The sequence below is a fragment of the Prevotella melaninogenica genome (assembly GCF_013267595.1).
In the GTDB taxonomy this organism is placed as follows: Bacteria; Bacteroidota; Bacteroidia; order Bacteroidales; family Bacteroidaceae; genus Prevotella; species Prevotella melaninogenica_D.
Genome location: NZ_CP054011.1, coordinates 127,895 through 150,812, shown reverse-complemented (window position 1 = coordinate 150,812; position 22,918 = coordinate 127,895). Strand labels below are relative to the sequence as shown.

The 22,918-nt window shown below is 38.8% G+C and carries 18 protein-coding genes and 4 pseudogenes; 5 read left to right on the top strand and 17 right to left on the bottom strand.

From position 1 onward, the window contains the following. The first annotated feature begins 1 nt into the window (after nucleotide 1). The 3 genes and pseudogenes from FIU21_RS13530 to FIU21_RS05785 all read left to right on the top strand — a co-directional run bounded on the left by FIU21_RS13530 (nucleotide 2) and on the right by FIU21_RS05785 (nucleotide 5,918). Nucleotides 2–2,821 (top strand): annotated as a pseudogene (locus FIU21_RS13530) (TonB-dependent receptor domain-containing protein). 15 nt (nucleotides 2,822–2,836) lie between these two features. Then, nucleotides 2,837–4,123, top strand: a complete 1,287-nt coding sequence (locus FIU21_RS05790) for a hypothetical protein (RefSeq protein ID WP_004361602.1) — start codon at nucleotides 2,837–2,839, stop codon at nucleotides 4,121–4,123. A 147-nt stretch (nucleotides 4,124–4,270) separates the two neighbouring features. Further along, nucleotides 4,271–5,918, top strand: a pseudogene (locus FIU21_RS05785) (IS1182 family transposase). Nucleotides 5,919–5,997: 79 nt separating this feature from the next. On the opposite strand, the pseudogene FIU21_RS13455 reads toward FIU21_RS05785, so the two are convergent. After that, nucleotides 5,998–6,144, bottom strand: a pseudogene (locus FIU21_RS13455) (sulfite exporter TauE/SafE family protein); the annotation flags it as partial. A 139-nt stretch (nucleotides 6,145–6,283) separates the two neighbouring features. On the opposite strand from FIU21_RS13455, the gene FIU21_RS05780 reads away from it, so the two are divergent. Continuing rightward, nucleotides 6,284–8,164, top strand: coding sequence for an IS1634 family transposase (locus FIU21_RS05780; RefSeq protein WP_172891330.1), 1,881 nt, complete (start codon nucleotides 6,284–6,286; stop codon nucleotides 8,162–8,164). Nucleotides 8,165–8,487: 323 nt separating this feature from the next. Further along, the gene (locus FIU21_RS05775) at nucleotides 8,488–10,560 is read left to right on the top strand and encodes an LTA synthase family protein (RefSeq protein ID WP_036886984.1); all 2,073 of its coding nucleotides are present in this window, start codon (nucleotides 8,488–8,490) and stop codon (nucleotides 10,558–10,560) included. Nucleotides 10,561–10,668: 108 nt separating this feature from the next. On the opposite strand, the pseudogene FIU21_RS05770 reads toward FIU21_RS05775, so the two are convergent. The 16 genes and pseudogenes from FIU21_RS05770 to FIU21_RS05695 all read right to left on the bottom strand — a co-directional run. Then, nucleotides 10,669–10,830, bottom strand: a pseudogene (locus FIU21_RS05770) (DUF3467 domain-containing protein); the annotation flags it as partial. 864 nt (nucleotides 10,831–11,694) lie between these two features. Continuing rightward, nucleotides 11,695–12,024: a DUF3467 domain-containing protein gene (locus tag FIU21_RS05765; protein WP_004361672.1), complete on the bottom strand. Its 330-nt coding sequence runs from the start codon at nucleotides 12,022–12,024 to the stop codon at nucleotides 11,695–11,697. 366 nt (nucleotides 12,025–12,390) lie between these two features. After that, complete coding sequence (locus FIU21_RS05760; protein WP_004361673.1) at nucleotides 12,391–12,834, bottom strand: DUF8188 family protein; 444 nt, start codon at nucleotides 12,832–12,834, stop codon at nucleotides 12,391–12,393. Nucleotides 12,835–12,929: 95 nt separating this feature from the next. Further along, on the bottom strand, nucleotides 12,930–13,448 hold the full coding sequence (locus FIU21_RS05755; RefSeq protein WP_004361674.1) for a DUF8188 family protein: 519 nt from the start codon (nucleotides 13,446–13,448) through the stop codon (nucleotides 12,930–12,932). A gap of 95 nt (nucleotides 13,449–13,543) precedes the next feature. Beyond that, nucleotides 13,544–14,062, bottom strand: coding sequence for a DUF8188 family protein (locus tag FIU21_RS05750; protein WP_004361675.1), 519 nt, complete (start codon nucleotides 14,060–14,062; stop codon nucleotides 13,544–13,546). Between the two features lie 323 nt (nucleotides 14,063–14,385). Then, nucleotides 14,386–15,162: a hypothetical protein gene (locus FIU21_RS05745; RefSeq protein ID WP_004361677.1), complete on the bottom strand. Its 777-nt coding sequence runs from the start codon at nucleotides 15,160–15,162 to the stop codon at nucleotides 14,386–14,388. Then, on the bottom strand, nucleotides 15,159–15,527 hold the full coding sequence (locus FIU21_RS05740) for a hypothetical protein (protein ID WP_004361678.1): 369 nt from the start codon (nucleotides 15,525–15,527) through the stop codon (nucleotides 15,159–15,161). Before FIU21_RS05740 ends, FIU21_RS05745 begins: the two co-directional genes overlap by 4 nt. Continuing rightward, entirely contained in the window at nucleotides 15,527–16,081 is a 555-nt protein-coding gene (locus FIU21_RS05735) for a hypothetical protein (protein ID WP_004361679.1), read from the bottom strand. Before FIU21_RS05735 ends, FIU21_RS05740 begins: the two co-directional genes overlap by 1 nt. Before the next feature lie 18 nt (nucleotides 16,082–16,099). Next, nucleotides 16,100–17,650: a phage baseplate assembly protein V gene (locus FIU21_RS05730; protein WP_254361457.1), complete on the bottom strand. Its 1,551-nt coding sequence runs from the start codon at nucleotides 17,648–17,650 to the stop codon at nucleotides 16,100–16,102. A 133-nt stretch (nucleotides 17,651–17,783) separates the two neighbouring features. After that, on the bottom strand, nucleotides 17,784–18,500 hold the full coding sequence (locus FIU21_RS05725) for a DUF8188 family protein (protein WP_004361682.1): 717 nt from the start codon (nucleotides 18,498–18,500) through the stop codon (nucleotides 17,784–17,786). Nucleotides 18,501–18,514: 14 nt separating this feature from the next. Beyond that, nucleotides 18,515–19,234, bottom strand: coding sequence for a DUF8188 family protein (locus tag FIU21_RS05720; protein WP_172891329.1), 720 nt, complete (start codon nucleotides 19,232–19,234; stop codon nucleotides 18,515–18,517). Nucleotides 19,235–19,248: 14 nt separating this feature from the next. Beyond that, the gene (locus FIU21_RS05715) at nucleotides 19,249–19,971 is read right to left on the bottom strand and encodes a DUF8188 family protein (protein WP_172891328.1); all 723 of its coding nucleotides are present in this window, start codon (nucleotides 19,969–19,971) and stop codon (nucleotides 19,249–19,251) included. A 14-nt stretch (nucleotides 19,972–19,985) separates the two neighbouring features. Next, nucleotides 19,986–20,708: a DUF8188 family protein gene (locus tag FIU21_RS05710; RefSeq protein WP_172891327.1), complete on the bottom strand. Its 723-nt coding sequence runs from the start codon at nucleotides 20,706–20,708 to the stop codon at nucleotides 19,986–19,988. A 14-nt stretch (nucleotides 20,709–20,722) separates the two neighbouring features. Further along, on the bottom strand, nucleotides 20,723–21,445 hold the full coding sequence (locus FIU21_RS05705; protein WP_172891326.1) for a DUF8188 family protein: 723 nt from the start codon (nucleotides 21,443–21,445) through the stop codon (nucleotides 20,723–20,725). Nucleotides 21,446–21,459: 14 nt separating this feature from the next. Then, entirely contained in the window at nucleotides 21,460–22,176 is a 717-nt protein-coding gene (locus FIU21_RS05700; RefSeq protein ID WP_004361684.1) for a DUF8188 family protein, read from the bottom strand. Between the two features lie 14 nt (nucleotides 22,177–22,190). Beyond that, nucleotides 22,191–22,910 carry a DUF8188 family protein gene (locus FIU21_RS05695; protein ID WP_004361685.1) on the bottom strand — a complete coding sequence of 240 codons (720 nt, stop codon included), beginning with the start codon at nucleotides 22,908–22,910 and terminating at the stop codon, nucleotides 22,191–22,193. Between the last annotated feature and the right edge of the window lie 8 nt (nucleotides 22,911–22,918).

The window sequence follows — 22,918 nt, the reverse complement described above, 5'->3', positions numbered from 1 at the left end:
CATGTTACAAAACATTAAGAGAAGTATTGCCATGCTATCGGTAGCCTCTGCTATCAATTTAAGTGCGCAAACAACCTACAAGGCACGAGTTATTAACCAAGATACAGGAGAGCCTATTATTGGTGCTGTGGTCAAAGGAAATAAAGGTGTAGAAGCAGTAACCAACGAAGACGGTTACTTCTCACTGAACACAAATGATGACCAGACACTGCACATCAGCTATATTGGTTTCAAGGAACAGGACATAAAGGCACAAGCACTAAAAGGACAGCCTACTATCAGTCTTATTCCTGGTATCGACCTTCAGGAGGTACAGGTTACAGCCAGTATCTCCAGCGCACGTAGTCAGAAAGCACTTGGAAGTAAGGTTGACCATATCGACATTGATAATCTGAGTAAGAATGCGCATACAAATTCTCTCAGTGACATGCTTGATGGTAAGATTGGTGGTGTACAGATGTACCAAAGCAATGGTAAAGTTGGTATGCCAATCCGTTTTAACATGCGTAGCGGTGCTACAATGAGTATGGAGCGTGACCCAATCATCTATGTTGATGGTGTGAAATACAATAGCTCACATATCTCTGACATCAATAGTTCACAAGATGCACTCAGCGCACTCAATGACTTGACCATTGATGACATTGCAACTATCGATGTCATAAAAGGTCCTTCTGCCGCAGCCAGTTATGGAGCAGAGGCTGCCAATGGTGTTATTGTTATCACAACCAAAAGAGGTAAAAATAACAATCCAGAAAACAGAAAGGCTGACATACAAGTGAAGATGTCGTTAGGCGCAGCTACATTGGCAAGAAAATATGATCAGTTTGTAAATAATGATCCTATCAATAATTTCTTCCAAACTGGCTGGCAGAAAACTATCTACACCTCTGTTTCAAAAGCCTTCAAAGGGAATCAGAACCTTTTCTTCTCTTACAATATGAATGACATTGCAGGTATCGTACCTGGCAATAAGGACAAACGACATAGTGCGAAGATGGCTTATGACCTTCGCTCTGGTCGCTTCTCACTCGGTGCTACTGCTTCCTACATACATGGTAACATCAGTCTTCCACAGACTGCAATGGGTAGATATGATGCGATATGGAACTTAATGATTAACCAGACGCCATGGCCATATGTCGACGAAAGTACGTGGCGAGCACAGAGTTGGACCTATGGCAACGACCGTTTCATCGGTAACCTTCGTCTTAGCTATATGCTTCCAGCAGATGTGAAGATTGAGACTATCATTGGCGCAGACGTAAACCATACAGAAGGAATCTATCGCCTACCTTTCGGTTATAAGTTAGGAAATAATGCTGAGGGTGCAAAAAATATAAGCAACCGCAGAAACTCTAACTTCAACTGGGACATAAAAGCTACTCGTAAGTTCCATCTTGCTGACAAATGGGACCTTACAGCAACCCTTCTCTAACAGATTGCACGCCAGTATGAAACACTGAATAGTATTTCTGCATCTCGCTTTAGAAGTGATATCGACAATATCTCAGCAGCAACGGAACGTACAGTAACAGAGTCAAGCTTCGAACAACGCACATGGGGTCTTTATGGTGAGGCTTTTCTCAACTATGATAACCGTTTCTTTGTGAATGCAGGACTCAGACGTGATGCATCTAATCTTATCGGTAGTAATGTGGCAAGTATCTATTATCCCTCTTTGAGTGCATCATACAACCTCAAGAATCAGAAGTTCCGCATTGCCTATGGTGAGAGTGGACGCCTTCCCTACCCTACAGATGCCCGTACATCTTATGTCATGGACGGTATCAGTGCTTATGGCCCAATTGTTAAACCTCAGTACAAAGGTAACCCTGATATCAAACCTGAGCGTATGCGAGAGATTGAATTAGGAACAGACTGGACTATTCGTAACAGACATACATTAGCACTTACTCTGTATGCACAATACACTTCTGACGCCATCATCTACGATGACCTTCTTTCAAGCGATGGCTGGATAGGTAGCGTTCCACGTAACGTAGGACGCATCAAGGGTCATGGTATTGAGTTCAGCTATAATGGTAACCTCTGGAAACAGGCTAACCGTCATTCTCTTGACGTGTATGCAAACATTAATTATCAGGCAAACAAAGTGATTGATACTGGCGGAAAGGATATCAATAACTATCCTAACGTTGTAAAAGAGGGGCAACCTGTCTATGCTTTCTATTATCACACCGTTGAGAAGCCTGCCTTCAATGCTGACGGCACATACAATCAGAAAATAGGTGCCATAGAGAGTAATGACTACCAGTATCTTGGTAAGCCATTCCCATCTGTCAATGGTTCGTTTGGATTCGACCTAAAACTCTTCAGCCACTTCACCTTCGGAACAAAGTGGAATTATGCTTTGGGTGCATCTATCTATAATCAAAGCTTCTATAATGTATCTGGTTTGGGTGATAACTTGAAGAAACGTAACGACCAGCTGCAGGCGCTTGCTAATGCTACCGTAGGTACTGCAGAATATAACCAAATTGCCGAGGACTTGGCACACAGCGCACGCTTCAGAGCTAACTACATCGAGAAAGCTAACTTCTTGCACTTGTCAACGCTCTACTTAGGTTATGATTTATCATCACTCTCTCGCAAGTGGACACGCAACGTGGTGAATGGAATGCGTTTCTCTTTCGCAATACAAAATGTATTTGTCCTTACCAACTACTCTGGTGCAGACCCACAAGTAGAAGGCAACGGTGGTAATCGTAAGCAGAGAGGTATTGGAAGTTTGTCACGTGACATTACCAATACTCCACATCCACGCACTTACACAGCAACTTTAAGTTTCACATTATAAAAAGAAGACGATAAAATGAAAAAATCAATATATGCCATTCTCGCTCTCTCTGTACTATGCGCGAGTTGCGATTCATGGGTAGAAAATGCGGAGACACCAAGTAACACACTTACAAGAGACCAACTGAATAAATCAGCAATGGTTGCTAATATTCAAAGCAATAGTATTACTGATGGTCCTTTGATAGCCTACGTAAAGACGCTTCAAGGCGATGCCTCTGCTGCAGCCTTCCTCGCTTTGGGTACAACCGTTGACGAATTGACCGAAGGAACGATTCCTAATGCGCTCCTTTATCGCCAAATTGCGACAGATAACCTCACTCCTACTTCGGGCACGCAAAACGATCTTTGGAATAAAATCCATAACTATTACGCTCGAAGTATTGAACTAACAGAGATTGCTGTACAGATAACAGGAGCAAATGCTGAGCAGACTGAGATTGTAAAAGCATATGGTAACTACGTTGGACATCTCCATGCTGGCTATGCTCTACAATTGCTTGCAGAGTCTTTCTCTACAACTCCGGCAGCAGAAGGTGGGTCTGTCATCCTGAATAAGGCTGTTATCCCGCACGAGACACTACTAAACCAAGCTAAGGAGCAATACGAAGCTGCTGAGAAAGCTGCAAAGTCTGATGCACTAAAGTCCTTCAAAGGCTTTGACCAAGACGCAGCTATCCGACAGATAAAAACCTACGAACTCAAACTGGCTATGCATCGTGGACAATACGCAGACGCTAAGACTTTCGTAGAAGGTGCACTAAAGGATGGTGAGACTGTGGAGGTAATCTATAACAATGATGGTGGTGACAACCCACTTTACAGTGCTATCGGTCCAAACAGCCGTGATGTACAAGTAAGCCCTTCTCTTGAAGCTGCAAGAACAACAGATGCTGAAAAGAAAGCCTTACCACTGGCTCATGCGAGTGTAGATAAGAAGAATCCTAATCGCTATAACATTTATGCGTCAGGGCTAACAAGAAAGGGTTCGATGATTATTTCAAACGATGATGACATCCACCTTATCAAGGCTGAACTCATTGTAAGAGGTGTTATGACTGGTGATGCAATGACAGAGGTTAACAAGGTCATTGGTAAATATGACACAGCCAGTCAACTGTCAACTGCCCCTACCCTTGCACAAATAGCTGAGTTACGTCGTATCTTCCTTGCTTTCCGTGGTGAACGCACAGCAGATATCCGTCGTGGATTGGAGCAAGGTTCTGCCGCAACAACTTGGGCAAGCCGTAAAATCAAGTGGTTGCCAATACCCGAGAAAGAATTGCAAAGCCAAGGACTATAAAGCATATCATTTAACTATATTGTCTGTAAGAGGGTGTGTCAAAATATACACATCCTCTTTTTTATGCACAAAGCCCCGACTTTCTCAAGCCAGGGCTTTGCTATTTCCTAAAGTTTTTGCACCTTTAGGCATACAAAAAATCTCATTATGACAAAGGTACACTTTCGTTCTTACATACACAAGAAAATGATTCTTTTTCCTCAAAGAATCGATAAGGATATCGCAGAAGATGACCCTGTTCGTCTTTTAGACGCCTTAGTGGATAATCTTATGTTGGATAGTGTCTACAAACTTTATAAGCCCAGTGGTCGCAAGCCTTATCATCCACAAATGATGCTCAAGGTGATTCTTTACGCCTATATGAATAATATCTATTCCTGCCGTCGTATAGAGTGACATTCATTTCATCTATCTGGCAGGATATGAGCTGCCTGATTTTATTACCATCAATCGTTTTCGTAATCGTGTGAAAAAGGAAATCAACAATATATTCACACAAGTGGTATTAGTACTTGCAGCCAAAGGTTTGATAAGTCTTGACGTTGAATATATTGACGGTACAAAAATAGAATCGAAAGCCAACAAGTATACCTTCGTTTGGAAGAGAACCGTGGAAAAGAACCGCGCCAAGTTGCAGGAACAAATACGCACACTTTTGCTTCAGGTTGATGATGTCATAGCGCAGGACAATGCCGCTAAAACAGAAGGTGTCGAGTTCACTGCAGCTCTGCTCGATGAGATATCCGAGGAATTGAACAAGTCTTTGGAATCTATTCATGAAGCTAAGACAAAAGAAGAAAAGCAGGCTGTTAGAACCAAGAAAAAACAACTTAAGGAGCTTGAGAAGAAACGTAATAAACTTCAAGAGTATGACCAACACCTTGAGATAATGGGAGAAAGAAACTCTTATAGCAAGACCGACCCTGATGCCACGTTTATGCACATGAAGGAGGACGCTATGCGGAACGGACAGACTAAGCCTGGATATAATCTGCAGATAGCAACTGAGAACCAGTTCATCACTGACTTTGCACTCTATGCCAATCGTACCGATACACTCACACTACCTTCTTTCTTGGAGTCTTTCAAATCACGCTATCATCGTTATACCAAGACAGTCGTAGCCGATTCGGGGTATGGCTCCGAGGAGAATTATCTGTTCATGGACGTACATAATATAGAAGCCTATGTGAAGTATAACTACTTCCATAAAGAGCAGCGTCCACGCTACACACCTAACCCATTCAGTCCCGCAAGCCTTTATTATAATAAAGAACAGGATTTCTACGTCTGCCCTATGGGACAGCATATGAAACGTATAGGCATGAAGCGTTCCCTAACCTCTAATGGGTTCGTTACTTACAGCGTACGTTATCAGGCAGAACGCTGTGAAGGCTGTCCGCTGAGAGGCTCATGCTTTAAGGCAAGAGGGAACAGAATTATAGAAGTAAACCACCAACTACAGCACTATAAACAAAAGGCACGGGAACTACTGACCTCGGAAGAAGGCATCAAGCATAGAGGACGAAGGTGCATAGAACCTGAAGCTGTTTTTGGACAAACAAAATATAATAAAGCCTACAAGAGGTTTAGACATTTTGGGAAAGACAAGGTCAATATGGACTTTGCCTTCTTCGCTATTGCCTTTAACATAGGGAAAATGTGTAGAAAAACCAAACTCAAGGAACTAAAAGCCGTTATGGAGCTACTTTTAGTCACCTTCAGACGCTTTATACAAGTTTATATAGGTTATTTAAAGCCTAATAAATCATTTTATATGAAATTAGCAGCATAGCTGCAGTAAATAACGAATTATGTGGTACACAAAGTAAAGGAAGAATAAAAAAGAGGATGTATCAATTTTGACACACCCTCAAAGCTGCTCCAATGACATAATGAAAGTCGATACCGAAAACTAAAGTGAGCAGAGGAATGACGATTACTCCTCCCCCCAAACCTGTCAAGGAGCCTAACAATCCTGCACAATAGGCACCTAACCCAAGTTTAACCGGCAAAATTATTTTTCATAAATTTTCGGGATGTTTTGTGTAGTATCAATTTGATAAATGATTGATAATCAAGTATAGGGTATTGTAACGAGGAGTAAAATCTGATTTGTAGGACACAGCCATATCAAAAATATTTTGTTACTTTGCACTCATGCACGCAAATGTACAGACACGATTCAACCCTGCCACAGGCGACATGGCTCCTTATTATCGCATCAAGGAGTCATATCGTGACGTGCAGGGTCATGTACATTCGCTAATTCTGTTGAACATAGGTTTTGAACCTTCACTTACTGCTGTACAGGTTCGAAAAATTGCATACGCTCTTACCGAACGCTTCAAAACCAGAAGTACACCCTCGCTTTTCAAAGAACGCCTTGAGGGACTTACTCCTATTGAACAGGCAAAGGCTGACGAATGGTGGAGCCGTATGGAGAAAGAAGGTGGAATCGATCGGTTTAATAAGGAAGAGCAGAAGTCGCTGAGAAAATATGAGAACTACATTGACCTCGAGACGGCAAACTATACTGACGCAAGGAATGTTGGTGCAGAGTGGCTCTGCAAGCAGACGATAGACAAGCTGCAGTTAGAGGGTTTTCTGCGCAAAAACGGCTGGACGGAGAATGCGATACACACGGCTTTGTCAGCATTGATTGTTCGCACGGTATATGCAGTCTCTGAACGTTCATCTTATTATTATTTGCGCGATAACTCAGCTGCTGGCGAACTTTACAGTGGAGTTCCTGGCTGGACACCAGGGATCAATTCTCTGTATAAAATCACTGACAAGTTGTATGAACTAAAGGAACAGTTAGAGCGTCATCTGTGCAGCGTTACTGACGATATCTTTAATATAGACAACAAGTTGATGCTCTTCGACTTAACCAACTTCTATTTCGAGGGTAGTAAGCGTAATAGCGATAAAGCCAAGTTCGGTCGTTCAAAAGAAAAACGCTCTGACTGTAAGCTACTTGTACTTGCATTATGTATCAATCAAGAAGGTTTTATACGTTATTCTTCTATCTTAGAGGGTAATACAGCAGATCCCAAGTCTCTACCCAATATGATTGATACGCTGGCAAAGAGGAATCCATCACGAACCAAGGATACGCTTGTTGTCATGGATGCAGGTGTTGCCACGGAAGAGAACTTGGAGCTAATAAAGAAAAAGGGTTACAATTATCTCTGCGTATCCCGTACGAAAATGAAAGACTATACGCTCAGTGATGATAACAAGAGTGTTACGGTAATGGATGCCCGTCGGCAGAAGATAACGCTGAAAGAGGTTAAGACAGAGGATGATGAGGATTATTATCTCGAAATAACATCTCCTTCGAAAGCTATGACAGAGTCGTCCATGAACAGGGTTTGGAAAGAGCGTTTTGAGATGGAACTGCAGAGGATAAACGAAGGAATCTCCAAGAAAGGTGGAACAAAAACCTATGAAAAGGTTGTTGAACGTACAGGACGTGCCATACAGAAGTACCCTTCTATAGCGAAGTTCTACCAGATAAGCTACATAAAAAATGAGAAGAAACCCAAGGAGATGCTACGTGTAGACTGGGAGATAAAAGACCTCTCGGCAATGGAATCTGGTCATGGAGTCTATTTCCTCCGCAGCAATGTCAGGACACTTTCTGAGCGTGTGACATGGGAATACTACAATCTCATCCGTGAGATAGAATGTACGAACAGACAACTAAAGAATGATCTCAACCTCCGTCCTATTTATCATCAGAAAGATGAGCGAAGCGACGCACACCTTTTCTTCGGTTTATTAGCCTACTGGGTGGTAAACACCATCCGTTGTCAATTAAAACGAGAAGGAGAATCCTGTTACTGGACCGAGATAGTACGACGTATGAGCACCCAAAAGCTCGTCACCACAAAAGGGAAGAATCCATTAGGTGAAACCATCGAGATGCGCCAATGTGGTAGTCCTTCGAAGCAAGCAAAACAAATATACGATAAGTTGAACTTAAAACACTCACCATTCAAAAAGAATAAAATTTGTAGGACACAGAGTCCATAAGAAAAACGAGGAAAGTATGGTGACAGCAACAATTAGGCGAAGGTGGGTGTTAAACTTGGGCTAACAATAAAAGAATAGTAAATACTATAATACTCATTAAGATTTAATTTTGAATGTAAAAGTAAGCAAATACTTCGAAAGTAGATAGTCTCTTAAAAAATAAAGTTGAACCTTATCTAAAAACAAAGAAACACCATCGACAAATAGAATCATATTTATCATTCCAAGGATCTAACATTCTCAAACACGCGAGCGCAATTACTGCCTAAAATATGTCTGAACCTCATCTATAATTATTAACTTTGCCGAAAAATAAGCAAACGATGGACAAAAGAACAAATGTAATTACCAAGAATCCTATTAATTTCATTGGAACACGATTTTTAAAACTGTATCTACTCATTGGATTCATCCTAAGAATTATCTTAATGTGGAATGTCCCCGAAGATTCTTCTTTCTCTTTCTGGGAGATAATCAGATTCTTAAGTGTTGGCTTCGTAACAGACATTTGTATGGCAATTTTGCTTGCCTTACCATTGCAAATTATAAACCTTGGGCTAAATGAAGCTAAATATCATCGCGTCACAGGATGGATCATTGAACTTCTACTAACTATCGCCTTTGCCTACGTATTATTCTTCCATACCATCTTCCACGAATATAGAGGCGGCGCACCAAAGATTGCACGAATATTCCTCGGATGGAAACTATTCAGTTTCTCCATACGCTTTTTCATTCCAAGAACAAGAGAAGCATGGCGTAAGATCTCCCTCTATATAACTTGGGCTGTATATGTTTTCTTATTACTTTGCGTCACAGCAGGAGAATACATCTTCTGGGGAGAGTTTGGCGTAAGATATAATTTCATTGCAGTAGACTATCTCGTCTACACTCACGAAGTTATTGGGAACATCATGGAGTCTTATTCTATTGTTCCGTTGATTGGCATTACATTACTCTTAACAGCTGCAATTATCTTCCTTCAATCGCGACATTACAAGCTAAAGGTTACTCATCTTTACAATGCGAAGAAGTTTCTTATACACCTTTCTATATATATGGTCTTAGCAATAAGCTCATATTTTATCTTACAAGGCACCCATGCTCTACAAAGTAACAATCAATACGTTACTCAACTTGAACAAAACGGAGCCTGCGACTTTGTCATTGCTTTCCAGAGTAACATGTTAGAGTATGATAAGTTCTATACCATGTTACCCAAACAACAATGTGTGTCTCAGTATCGTCAATTAAGTGGACTTAATGATGAGGGAAAGAAGGCGATTGGAGAGTCCCTTGCGCCACAACGCCCTAACATCGTCTTAATAACAGTAGAAAGCCTAAGTGCTGATTTCCTTACTCGATATGGAAACAAAGAGAACCTTACCCCACAACTTGACAAGCTCATGCAAGGGAGTATTGTCTTTGACAGTCTATACGCAGCAGGAAACAGAACTGTTAGAGGATTAGAAGCATTATCTCTTTGCATTCCACCGAGTGCAGGAGAGAGCATCATCAAGCGAAAAGCTAATCGAATGGGGAACTTATCAATAGGTCGTATCCTTTCTCACTTGGGGTACAAACCGCAATTCATCTATGGCGGAGATAGTTATTTCGATAACATGGGCGACTTCTTCAGTCATAATGGCTACGAGGTAATAGACCGAAAGGACATACCGAACAATCAAGTAACATTCGCAAACATTTGGGGTGTCTGTGATGAAGATATCTTCAACAAGAGCTTACAAGTATTCGATAAGAACTATCAGTCGAAGCTTCCTTTCTTCGCACAGATTATGACCACGAGCAACCATCGCCCTTACACCTATCCCAGTGGCAGAATTAAAGTAGACGGTGACCCTAACACAAGAGAAGCCGCAGTAAAATATACAGACTATGCAATCGGTAAATTCATTAATGACGCCCGAAAGAAAGCATGGTTCCAGAATACTGTATTCGTAGTTATTGCTGATCACTGTGCATCCAGTGCTGGAAAAACATCACTTCCTATAGACCGCTACCATATTCCATGCCTCATCTATGCGCCAGCTATTCTCCAACCAAGAAAGATTGAAACTATATGCTCGCAGATTGATGTCATGCCTACCCTACTTTCTCTCCTCAAGTTACGTTGCACTGTAAGTTTCACAGGACAAGACATCCTCGCACCAACCTATCATCCTCGTGCATTCATGGCAACTTACCAAGACCTTGGGTATCTTGAAGGTAACCGACTAACTGTTTTATCGCCAGTCCGCAATATACGACAATACATCGTTCGTCCATTACACGATGGTACATTTGAAGAGCAACCTACAAAGCAGATGAATCAAGAACTCATCCGCAAGGCGCAGGCTTACTACCAATACACAAACTTATACGTGAAAGCGCAATAGCTTAACCAAAGTAGTGACCTTGTAACATGCTTACAAGCCCCCTCTGAAACAGAAAGTCGCCCCCAATATGGAGGCGACTTTCAAGTATTTTAATCTTAAAGGGATTGCTTATGCTTCAACCTTACCATTGCCAAATGGAGCGATGGTGCGTGGTCCCTGCTCTTTTGGTTCGTGGCGGTCAATCTTACCAAACTCTTTCTCGTAGCGTACTACATTGTCCTGCAAAGCTGCAAGGAGACGCAATGCGTGCTCAGGAGCAATAAATACTTTCTTCTTTTACGCAAAGATAATACATTAAAGTTATTTGTCCAAATCTAACTACAAAAGTTTTACTCTAAACCTATTAGATTTCCACCTCAAAATAACACTACTAACAGAACTTTCTTTAGGCTCTTCCATTAAAGTCAAATCAACCAATAGAGCCTCATGACATTTTGTTTTATTATTGATATATTTCCGTCTTCTGCGAGACTACTTATTCCCATATCAACCAATACTTGTAAACTATTTTCATACAACTCAAAACCAATACATGCTCTTTTGGTTGCTAAAAGACGCCTAATTGACTTACAAAAGATGCCCTTTAGAGGTCTTACTAACGCCCTTTTGAAGTCCAATTAAGCACCTTTTCTTACACAGAATCATAACTGACTGATTTACCATTGGTTACAAACTTATCTTTTACATATATTTTTGCCGTTATTTGTAGATGTTTTATCCGAGATTATGTAATAATTTTTCAAAATAATTATCTGCAACGCTTTGTTTTTACAGCATTTTTATTTATCTTTGTCTTTCAAAAGCAATTCTTATTATGTGGATATTTATAGATCTCATTATTACACTTGTACTTATGCCCTTTGTCATAAAGTGGAGAGATTGGGGCTGGCTATCGTGCTTCACATTTATAGGACTAAGCCTTGCTTTCACACCTCTTGTTGGTATCTTTATTTATAAATATGCTTTTCGAGGTTAAATCCATTACGCCCAAATGGTCGACGAACAGATTTCCTACCATTGCTATAGATACAAGTAATTCGATAACTGCACATTCTATATCTCTCGAGATTATCAAAAAAACGAAAGCCGCCCGATTGCTCGAACGGCTTCATAATTTATTCTTTAAAGAGATGCTTATGCATCAACCTTACCAGGACCGAATGGAGCAATCGTACGTGGTTCCTGCTCTGGCTCGTGGCGATCAATCTTACCAAACTCTTTTTCATAGCGAACTACATTGTCCTGCAACGCTGCAAGGAGACGCAATGCGTGTTCAGGAGCAATAATAACACGACTTGTTACGGTTGCCTTTGGTACACCTGGAAGAAGCGTAGCAAAGTCAAGTACAAACTCTGAACTTGAATGAGAGATTATTTGGAAGTTTGTATAAACACCTTTAGCGATTTCTGGTGAGAGATCAATCTGCAACTGCTGTCCCTCTTGATTCTGATTGTTATTGTCCATTTTGTTAATATGATTTAGATAATACTTTATTTCTCTTATGCAAAGATAATACATTAAAGTCATTTACCCAAATCTAACTACAAAAGTTTTTACCTTGACTGTCTTAGCTTACACCCTCAAAATAACACTACTGATATAGTTTTTTAAGCCTATGGCTGCACCTATTCCTTGTGCATTAATTTTGGAAGTCTTCATCTTTTTGATAAAACTCTTTTGCTTTAATATATCTTTGCTTTTCTATATTATCTAACTCTTCAGTTTACCCATTAACCAATTATTATACTCTCTCTTTATTCAGTTCGGCAATAGGTAAGATACTCTTTTACACTATATATATAATTTCTTTCAGGAACTCTATTAAACTTACTAATCAGGACGTGTGTACCACAATAATGCAGGAACAGGCTTTTCCTTGCTTCCTAATTTTGGATTATGCAAATCATCCTTATTAACAACAAGATAAATCTTAGGACACCTTCGTAAAAGTTCTGCATCTACCGATATTCTGTAGGGAGATCCATAAGACTCTAAAACAAAATTTTTCTTACTGTCTGGTGAATAAACTTTTGCTATATCTTTATACAGTGTACTATGGTTGCGTCTCAAAGGTTGTCTTGCATATACTACCATGTCTTCCACATCGAAAAAAGTAAAATCTGTCAGTTCCACAACTTCTGAGTTTTGAATATATGCGTTAATCTCTTCCCCGCTTGCTGGTGTACGATGGAAAATCAGATAAACTATCCCATTTACCAACAATAAGCCTATGGCCGCACCTATTCCTTGTGCATTAATTTTGAAACTCTTCATCTTTTTGATAGAACTCTTTTGCTTAAATCTATCTTTGCTTTTCTATATTATCTAACCTTTCAGTTTTCCCATTAACCAATTATTATACTCTCTCTTTATTCAGTTCGGCAATAGGTAAGGTATTCCTTTACACTATATTTGTAATCGTCTTCAGGAACTTGATTAAACTTACTATCTGGACTTGTGTACCACAATAATGCAGGAACAGGCTTTTCCTTACTTCCTAATTTTGGATTATGCAAATCATCCTTATTAACAACAAGATAGATCTTAGGACTCTTTCGTAAGATATCCGTGTCTATTGGTATTGAATATGGGGCTCCGTAAACCTCTAAAACGAAATACTTCTTACTGTCAGGCGAATAAAGTTTTGCTATATCCTTATACAATGAACTATTGTTGCGTCTCAAAGGCTGTCTTGCATACCTTACCATGTTTTCCTCATCGTAAAAGGTAATATCTGTCAGTTCCACAACTTCCGAGTTCTGAATATATGCGTTAATCTCTTCCTCGCTCGCTGGTGTGCGATGAAAAATAAGATAGACTATCCCATTTACCAACAATGAGCCTATGGCTGCACCTATTCCTTGTGCATTAATTTTGAAAGTCTTCATTTTGTTGATAGAACTCTTTTGCTTTAATATATCTTTGCTTTTCTATATTATCAAACCCTTCAGTTTACCCATTAACCAATTATTATACTCTCTCTTTATTCAGCTCGGCAATAGGTAAGGTATTCCTTTACACTATGTATATAATTTATTTCAGGAACGTGATTAAACTTACTATCTGGACTTGTGTACCACAATAATGCAGGAACAGGCTTTTCCTTACTTCCTAATTTTGGATTATGCAAATCATCCTTATTAACAACAAGATAAATCTTAGGGCGCCTTCGTAAAATTTCTGCATTTACAGATATTCTGCCAGGGACATCGTAAGTCTCTAAAACAAAATTTTTCTTACTGTCTGGTGAATAAACTTTTGCTATATCTTTATACAGTGTACTATGGTTGCGTCTCAAAGGCTGTCTTGCATATACTACCATGTCTTCCACATCGAAAAAAGTAAAATCTGTCAGTTCCACAACTTCCGAGTTCTGAATATATGCGTTAATCTCTTCTTCGCTTGCTGGTGTACGATGAAAAATTAGATAAACTATCCCGTTTACCAACAATAAGCCTATGGCTGCACCTATTCCTTGTGCATTAATTTTGAAAGTCTTCATCTTTTATTATTTAATGGTTGTTATATTATTATCTAAGCAAAATATTTAATAAGCGTTATATTAATAACAAACTTACAACAAAGTTAAGCTTTTTGACGTTCTTATAAAATACCCATTTTAATTTAACTATATTTTCTTAGCTATAATATCACTATTTGGATTTATTTGTTGCATAATAGCTGTTTCATTTTTCTTTTTCAATTTTTCTTCTTCCGCATCAATCATATTGTTTAATATTAATTGTGGAATGCCGACAGCTGAACCTTTTATAAGTCCCTTGCCTACATCTTTAATAAGCGACGTAGGGCTAATTAATTGAAGGGTTAATCTTGGGCTTTTTTTAAGACAGCCCAAAATTCTGCTGTAAATATGCTACTTACTATCTCTTTTGATAGAGCTCGCTCAGCAGGTGCAGCTTTTAATATCGTAGTAGTTGCATCTTTGCCTAATCCAACTCCAAACCATGTTTCTCCACTTACGATATTATTTTCTCCAAGATATTCTCCAGCCAATTCAAATGTAACATCTACTGCTGTGAAAGAAAAACCCATAAGACCATCAATCATTCCATTCAAGAGATGTTGTTCGATATTTATTACATTTGCTTGCCAGTTATTCAGAGCCATCTGATTAGAAATACTATTTGCTTCATCGAATGTCTCACTCGCAATGAGAAGTCCTCCATTACTGCATTGTAACCGAGAATAATTGTATAATATGACATCTTGTCCGCCTATTTTTACCGTCTCATGTGAAGGATTCCACTCTATTCCTTCTAAACACCCATTACAAGCGTGAGACGTTACAGATTGAATAGTAATCGCTACAGCAGCTACAGCACACGCTCCCAAAGCTATCCAACCCACAGGACCAGATAAAGCAATTGCAATACCTACAGCAAGTGCAGCCAAACCCGTCCAGAATTTAACAGGAGAATTACAAACAAATTGTTTATCAATAGCTGTATCTATTTTTGTTAATAAGATTTTACCATTATGCCGTTTAACCTGAGCATCACGCCGTGCTACTAACTGTCTGGGAGTTCCGAAACTATCCATTGTGCAAGAAACCCAGCCTCCCTCTTCTATATAACCTTTCATGACTCTATACGCTTTAAATCAAAACTGATATCACAAATTAGATTATTTTTAATTTTTTCTGTAAGACTTAGAGTTAGGTTCTCTAACAATCCGTCCTCTTTGTTTAATTTCATGGTTGCTCTATATTTATAATCATATTCTGTAAAGTCATATTTAATTTTTGTTTTATATAATTTATTGTATTGTTTTACCATCTCTATCTCATCAAGCTTATTACGGTCAAGTTCGCTTTCTTTCACTATAAATATAAATTTCTCGTCCTCTTTCAACTTTGAATATGTGAGATCTGCTTCTATAACAATATCTTTAAAAAAGTTAGACATTGTTTGTAGTTTCTCAAATTCATAATTCTCTGGTGATTTCATTAAGTATTGTCCAAATAGCTCTCTAAAAAAAGATTCGTTCTATAATTGCGTATAAATAAGCTCATATCCTGAAACTCCGTATCTCCAGCTTGAATAATCTTTTTATACTGTTCTTTATCCAAAGAGCTCATAAACTCATTGTTAGGAAGAAGTTCTTTCTTAGCATTTTCCCAACTTTCCTTCAACTCTCCCTCATTCAAAATACGTAGAGGTTCTCCATTTTTATCTATACGCCAATATACCTCTTTTCTAATTTGATCAGAAAGGCTCAGAAAATCGCCAATTTTGTTTTGCTGTGGTGTAAAAGTATAATAACTTTCTTCACATTTAGTATGGACATTATGATTTGCGCGTTCAAAAAGATATTGAGCGCGTATTGTAGAATTACTTATAGGAATATCTTCATAACGGATAACATTAATCTGTTTAAAACGATAGTGTGCAGAACTATCCAAGGACTCTATATGATTCTCAGATAAAAGATCCAATGCATTCTTCTTCTCCAAAGTGGAATGATGATCTTTGACCTCCCATTTATTATGTAAATCTATCATTTTCTTATTAAATTATTATTAGTTAATTTCTACAGTACCACCATTTATATCTACTTTTGTACTATCAATATTTACGGCTGCTGTTGGTAAAAAGTAAGCATTACCATCATCTGGTGCTTGTGGTTGTACAGGCTTTAAATTAATAGTTGTACTTGTTATATTTGTTGTTCCACCTTGCATATTTATTGAAGGACTATTTACAGTCGTAGATGTAGTACCATTCACCTCTATTTCTGAACTTTCAAGCGTGATTTTGTCCTTGGTTATAATTATTTTACTACCCTCTATCTTCAATGTTATTTTCGTATTAGCTTTCAATTCTATGTTACCATCCTTGTCCATTTGTAAAAGGCTGGTATCTTTACCAACAGTTGTTGTTGCAGAAGCTTTGGTGGCTAAAGTTTGATTTCCTGCACCATCAAAATTCATTTTTACACCACCCTTGTCGTGCAATGTGACGCTACCTGCAGAATCATCAAGCTTGAGAGAACTGCCACTTCGTGTGGTGAGGCTCTTGCAGTTGTTACCTTGACCACCGCCACCACCAGTAGTTCCGTTAAAGAGGCTACCCATAACGTATGGTCTTGCTGGGTCACCATGGCGGAAGCCGAGGAGGACTTGGTCGCCTACCTCTGGGATAAATACAAAACCACGGTTGCTCTTTACGTCCTTACTACTACCGCCATCTGGGGGCATCACACGCACCCAACTTGTCTGCATACCATCTGTCTGCCAGTTCATACGCACACGGCCCTTACCCTGTGGGTCAGCATTACTAAGCACAGTTGCCATCTGTGTCTCTGCTAATGGCATACGTACCTTTGGACTTGGCAGTGCCTTTATTGTTGCAGGGATAGCCTTGAAGCGGTTTTTGTAGTAGCTGCCTTGGCTCACCTCATGGGTTATCTCGATAATGATAAAGTTACCCAAACTCTCTTTTGATATGTTTCCTACACGTTCCAAGAATGAGCTGTAGAGACTTACGACAGAACCGACACGCAGGGTAGGCACCTGACTCTCAGCCGTGATGTAATGTGTTTCTGCCGTCTCAGCCGCCTGCTTACGCCCCATGTAATTAATAAGTTCCGACTCATCGCTGATACGTGGCAGTGCATGCTGTCGTGCGGGTTTTGAGAACATACCTAATGATGCACGGAAAGCATCGCCCGCAAGTTTGTCATGACCATAGGCCAAGTCTGGTGTCATACGCTGCATCTCATGGTCAGCACCAGAGTGGTAAGAGAACACCTGCTCAGAGCGTGCGAGGGTCTGTAAACCAATGTCAAGTGACGACAGCGTCGTTCCATATTCCAATATTATAGGGTCAGCCAATCTCCTTGGTTTACCAAAGATGAGTTTTGTTCCATCGAAATACATCCACTCCTGATACTGATGAGCAAGACGACGGATAAAGTCGAAGTCCGACTCTTCATACTGGCAGATAAAGTCCTTGGTTTCCTTGAATGCAGGATTTAATTCCAACTGCACCTTAGCTTGTTCGCACAATTTCTTAACTACGTCACCAATGGTTCTGTCATTCCATGAGAAGCAGCTGTGTGCCGTTTCCATTCTGTAAGTAGCAGAGTAGCCAGAAACGATAATACACCCAAAAAGAGGGAACCAAGCACTGAAATTCCAAATGCTTGTAATCCATATCTTCCCCAATTACCTTTATTACTTCCTATCATAATGCCCCTTTAGATTATTTTTCTTCAAACAATCTTTCAAACTCGTCTTCGGGTAGAAGATAACGCAAGTAATATTCTGCAAACTTATAGTTAACAGAGTCTGGTGTGTTGCGCATACGTTGAACAGCCTTGGGGGGGAGATAAAAATCTACCATAATTTCTCTAGGGAAAAGACTATCTTGCCTTAACGCATTCTTATTCCGCTCTTCTATATCATCACCTGAGATAATTCTATGTAGAAAGACTGGCATAGGTTTTTCTTTTGTTCCGTATGATTTATCCTTCCATTGCTTACGATTGACATAGACTGAAAGCACCATGTTTGGGCACATTAAGTCATTTTGCACACCAGCTGCATCATAATGACGATTGTAAAGCCCAACAATTTCATCAACACCTTCTATCCAAATTAACTCAAAATATTTCTTATATTGTGGAATATAATATATTTCGTTTGCTGCAACTATTCGATTTTTGTCTCTGTAGGATGACAACATCTTAATATGACTTGAACCTTCCTTTATCGATTGTTCTAACAAGTCATTAGGTAGTATGAGCTTTATACTATCCCATTGACTTACGTATGTCCTTGTATATGCTACAGCATCACGGTTTCCCTTAAAATGTTCAATAATAGAATTAATAAGATAAAACAAAAGTGGTCCAAGCACTGAAATTCCAAATGCTTGTAATCCGTATCTTCCCCAATTTCCTTTACTACTTCCCATCATAATGAACTTTTACATTATTCTTCTTCAAACAATCTTTCAAACTCGTCTTCGGGTAAGAGATAACGCAGGTAATATTCTGCAAACTTATAGTTAACAGAGTCTGGTGTGTTGCGCATACGTTGAACAGCCTTGGGTGGGAGATAGAAATCTACCATAATTTCTCCAGGAAAACGTCTATCTTTCCTTAACGCATTCTTATTCCGCTCTTCTATATCATCACCTGAGATAATTCTATGTAGAAAGACTGGCATTGGCTTTTCTATCGTTCCGTATGATTTATCCTTCCATTGTTTACGATTGACATAGACTGATAACACCATATTTGGGCGTATTAAATCATTTTGAACACCAGCTGCATCATAATGACGATTATAAAGCCCAACAATTTCATCTATACCTACGATCCATATAATTTCAAAATATTTCTTATATTGTGAAATATAACACTTTTCAAAGCTTGCATATATCCTTTGTTTTTGCTTACCATCACCAGTCAAAACTTCTGTTCGATGCGTAAATTCACCAGATGAGAAATCAAATAGGTTAGGGGGTAGCACTATTTTTATACTATCCCACTGACTTACGTATGTCTTTGTATATGAGACAGCATCACGATTACCCTTAAAATGTTCAATGATAGGATTAATAAGATAAAATAAGAGGGGACCAAGCACTGAAATTCCAAATGCTTGTAATCCGTATCTTCCCCAATTACCTTTATTACTTCCTATCATAATGCCCCTTTAGATTATTTTTCTTCAAATAATCTTTCAAACTCGTCTTCGGGTAAGAGATAACGCAAGTAATACTCTGCAAACTTATAGTTAACAGAGTCTGGTGTGTTGCGCATACGTTGAACAGCCTTAGGTGGGAGATAAAAATATACCATAATTTCTCCAGGGAAAAGACTATCTTGCCTTAACGCATTCTTATTCCGCTCTTCTATATCATCACCTGAGATAATCCTATGTAGAAAAACTGGCATTGGCTTTTCTATCGTTCCGTATGATTTATCCTTCCATTGTTTACGATTGACATAGACTGATAGCACCATGTTTGGACGCATCAGTCGACATTGTATACCTGCAGCATCATAATGCCGATTGTAAAGCCCAACAATTTCATCTATACCACCTACAATCCATATAATCTTAAAATATTTCTTGTATTGTGTAATATAATATTGTTCAAAGCTTGCATATATCCTCTGTTTTTGTTTACCATCACCTGTCAAAACTTTTGTTCGATGAGGTATTTCACCAGATGAGAAGTCGTACAAGTTAGTGGGTAGCACTATTTTTATACTATCCCACTGACTTACGTATGTCTTTGTATATGCGACAGCATCACGATTTCCCTTAAAATGCTCAATGATAGGATTAATAAGATAAAATAAGAGGGGGCCAAGCACTGAAATTCCAAATGCTTGTAATCCATATCTTCCCCAATTTCCTTTGCTACTTCCCATCATAATGAACTTTTACATTATTCTTCTTCAAATAGCCTTTCAAACTCATTGTCAGGTAGGAGATAACGCAAGTAATACTCTGCAAACTTATAGTTAACAGAGTCTGGTGTGTTGCGCATACGTTGAACAGCCTTGGGTGGGAGATAAAAATATACCATAATTTCTCCAGGGAAAAGACTATCTTGCCTTAACGCATTCTTATTCCGCTCTTCTATATCATCACCTGAGATAATCCTATGTAGAAAAACTGGCATAGGTTTTTCTTTTGTTCCGTATGATTTATCCTTCCACTGTTTGCGATTGACATAGACTGATAGCACCATGTTTGGACGCATTAAGCCATTTTGAACACCTGCTGCATCATGATGACGATTGTAAAGTCCAACAATTTCATCTATACCACCTACAATCCATATAATCTTAAAATATTTCTTGTATTGTGTAATATAATATTGTTCAAAGCTTGCATATATCCTCTGTTTTTGTTTACCATCACCTGTCAAAACTTTTGTTCGATGAGGTATTTCACCAGATGAGAAGTCGTACAAGTTAGTGGGTAGCACTATTTTTATACTATCCCACTGACTTACGTATGTCTTTGTATATGCGACAGCATCACGATTTCCCTTAAAATGCTCAATGATAGGATTAATAAGATAAAATAAGAGGGGGCCAAGCACTGAAATTCCAAATGCTTGTAATCCATATCTTCCCCAATTTCCTTTGCTACTTCCCATCATAATGAACTTTTACATTATTCTTCTTCAAATAGCCTTTCAAACTCATTGTCAGGTAGGAGATAACGCAAGTAATACTCTGCAAACTTATAGTTAACAGAGTCTGGTGTGTTGCGCATACGTTGAACAGCCTTGGGTGGGAGATAAAAATATACCATAATTTCTCCAGGGAAAAGACTATCTTGCCTTAACGCATTCTTATTCCGCTCTTCTATATCATCACCTGAGATAATCCTATGTAGAAAAACTGGCATAGGTTTTTCTTTTGTTCCGTATGATTTATCCTTCCACTGTTTGCGATTGACATAGACTGATAGCACCATGTTTGGACGCATTAAGCCATTTTGAACACCTGCTGCATCATGATGACGATTGTAAAGTCCAACAATTTCATCAACACCTTTAATCCATATCAATTCAAAATTCTTTTTATACTGAGGAATATAATATCTTTTATTGCTGGCATATATTCTCTGACTTTGTTTTTTATCATATTTTATTACTTGGACATAACTTGTCCCTTCTCGTTGCAAGGTTTGATCAAATAGGTTTTCTGGTAAAACGAGTCTAATACTATCCCACTGACTTACGTATGTCTTTGTATATGCGACAGCATCACGGTTTCCCTTAAAATGTTCAATGATAGGATTAATAAGATAAAACAAGAGGGGGCCAAGCACTGAATTTCCAAATGCTTGTAATCCGTATCTTCCCCAATTTCCTTTGCTACTTCCCATCATAATGAACTTTTAGATTATTTTTCTTCAAACAGTCTTTCAAACTCGTCTTCAGGTAGGAGATAACGCAAGTAATACTCTGCAAACTTATAGTTAACAGAGTCTGGCGTGTTGCGCATACGTTGGACAGCCTTGGGGGGGAGATAGAAATCTACAAATCTTCCTCCAGGTTGAAGACTATCTCTCCAGAGTGCAAATTTGTTTCGCTCTTCTATATCATCACCTGAGATAATTCTATGTAGAAAGACTGGCATTGGCTTTTCTATCGTTCCGTATGATTTATCCTTCCATTGTTTACGATTGACATAGACTGATAGCACCATGTTTGGACGCATCAGTTGACATTGTATACCTGCAGCATCATGACGACGTTGATAATGCGCAATAAATTCATCAACACCTTCTATCCAAATTAACTCAAAATATTTCTTATATTGTGGAATATAATATATTTCGTTTACTGCAACTATTCGGTTTTTGTCTCTGTAGGATGACAACGTCTTAATATGACTTGAACCTTCCTTTATTGATTGTTCTAACAAGTCATTAGGTAGTATGAGCTTTATACTATCCCATTGACTTACATATGTCTTTGTATATGCTACAGCATCACGATTTCCCTTAAAATGTTCAATGATAGGATTAATAAGATAAAACAAGAGTGGTCCAAGCACTGAAATTCCAAATGCTTGTAGACTATATCTTCCCCAATTACCTTTATTACTTCCTATCATAATGGCCCTTTAGATTATTTTTCTTCAAACAGTCTTTCAAACTCGTCTTCGGGTAGGAGGTAACGCAAGTAATACTCTGCAAACTTATAGTTAATAGAGTCTGGTGTGTTACGCATACGTTGAACAGCCTTAGGTGGGAGATAAAAATATACCATAATTTCTCCAGGGAAAAGACTATCTTGCCTTAACGCATTCTTATTCCGCTCTTCTATATCATCACCAGAGATAATTCTATGTAGAAAGACTGGCATTGGCTTTTCTTTTGTTCCGTATGATTTATCCTTCCATTGTTTGCGATTGACATAGAATGATAGCACCATGCCTGCACGCATTAAGCCATTTTGAACACCAGCTGCATCATGATGACGATTGTAAAGTCCAACAATTTCATCTACTCCATCTATCCAAATTAATTCAAAATACTTCTTATATTGAGATATATAAAAAATCTTATTATCCGCTACTATTCGATATTTACCTTTGCTATCAGAAACAAGTGTTTTTACTCGAATAGATCCTTTTTGCATCATCTGTTCGAATAGATTGTTTGGCAGAGTAATTTTTATACTATCCCACTGACTTACGTATGTCTTTGTATATGCGACAGCATCACGATTTCCCTTAAAATACTCAATGATAGGATTAATAAGATAAAATAAGAGGGGACCAAGCACTGAAATTCCAAATGCTTGTAATCCGTATCTTCCCCAATTCCCTTTATTACTTCCTATCATAATGCCCC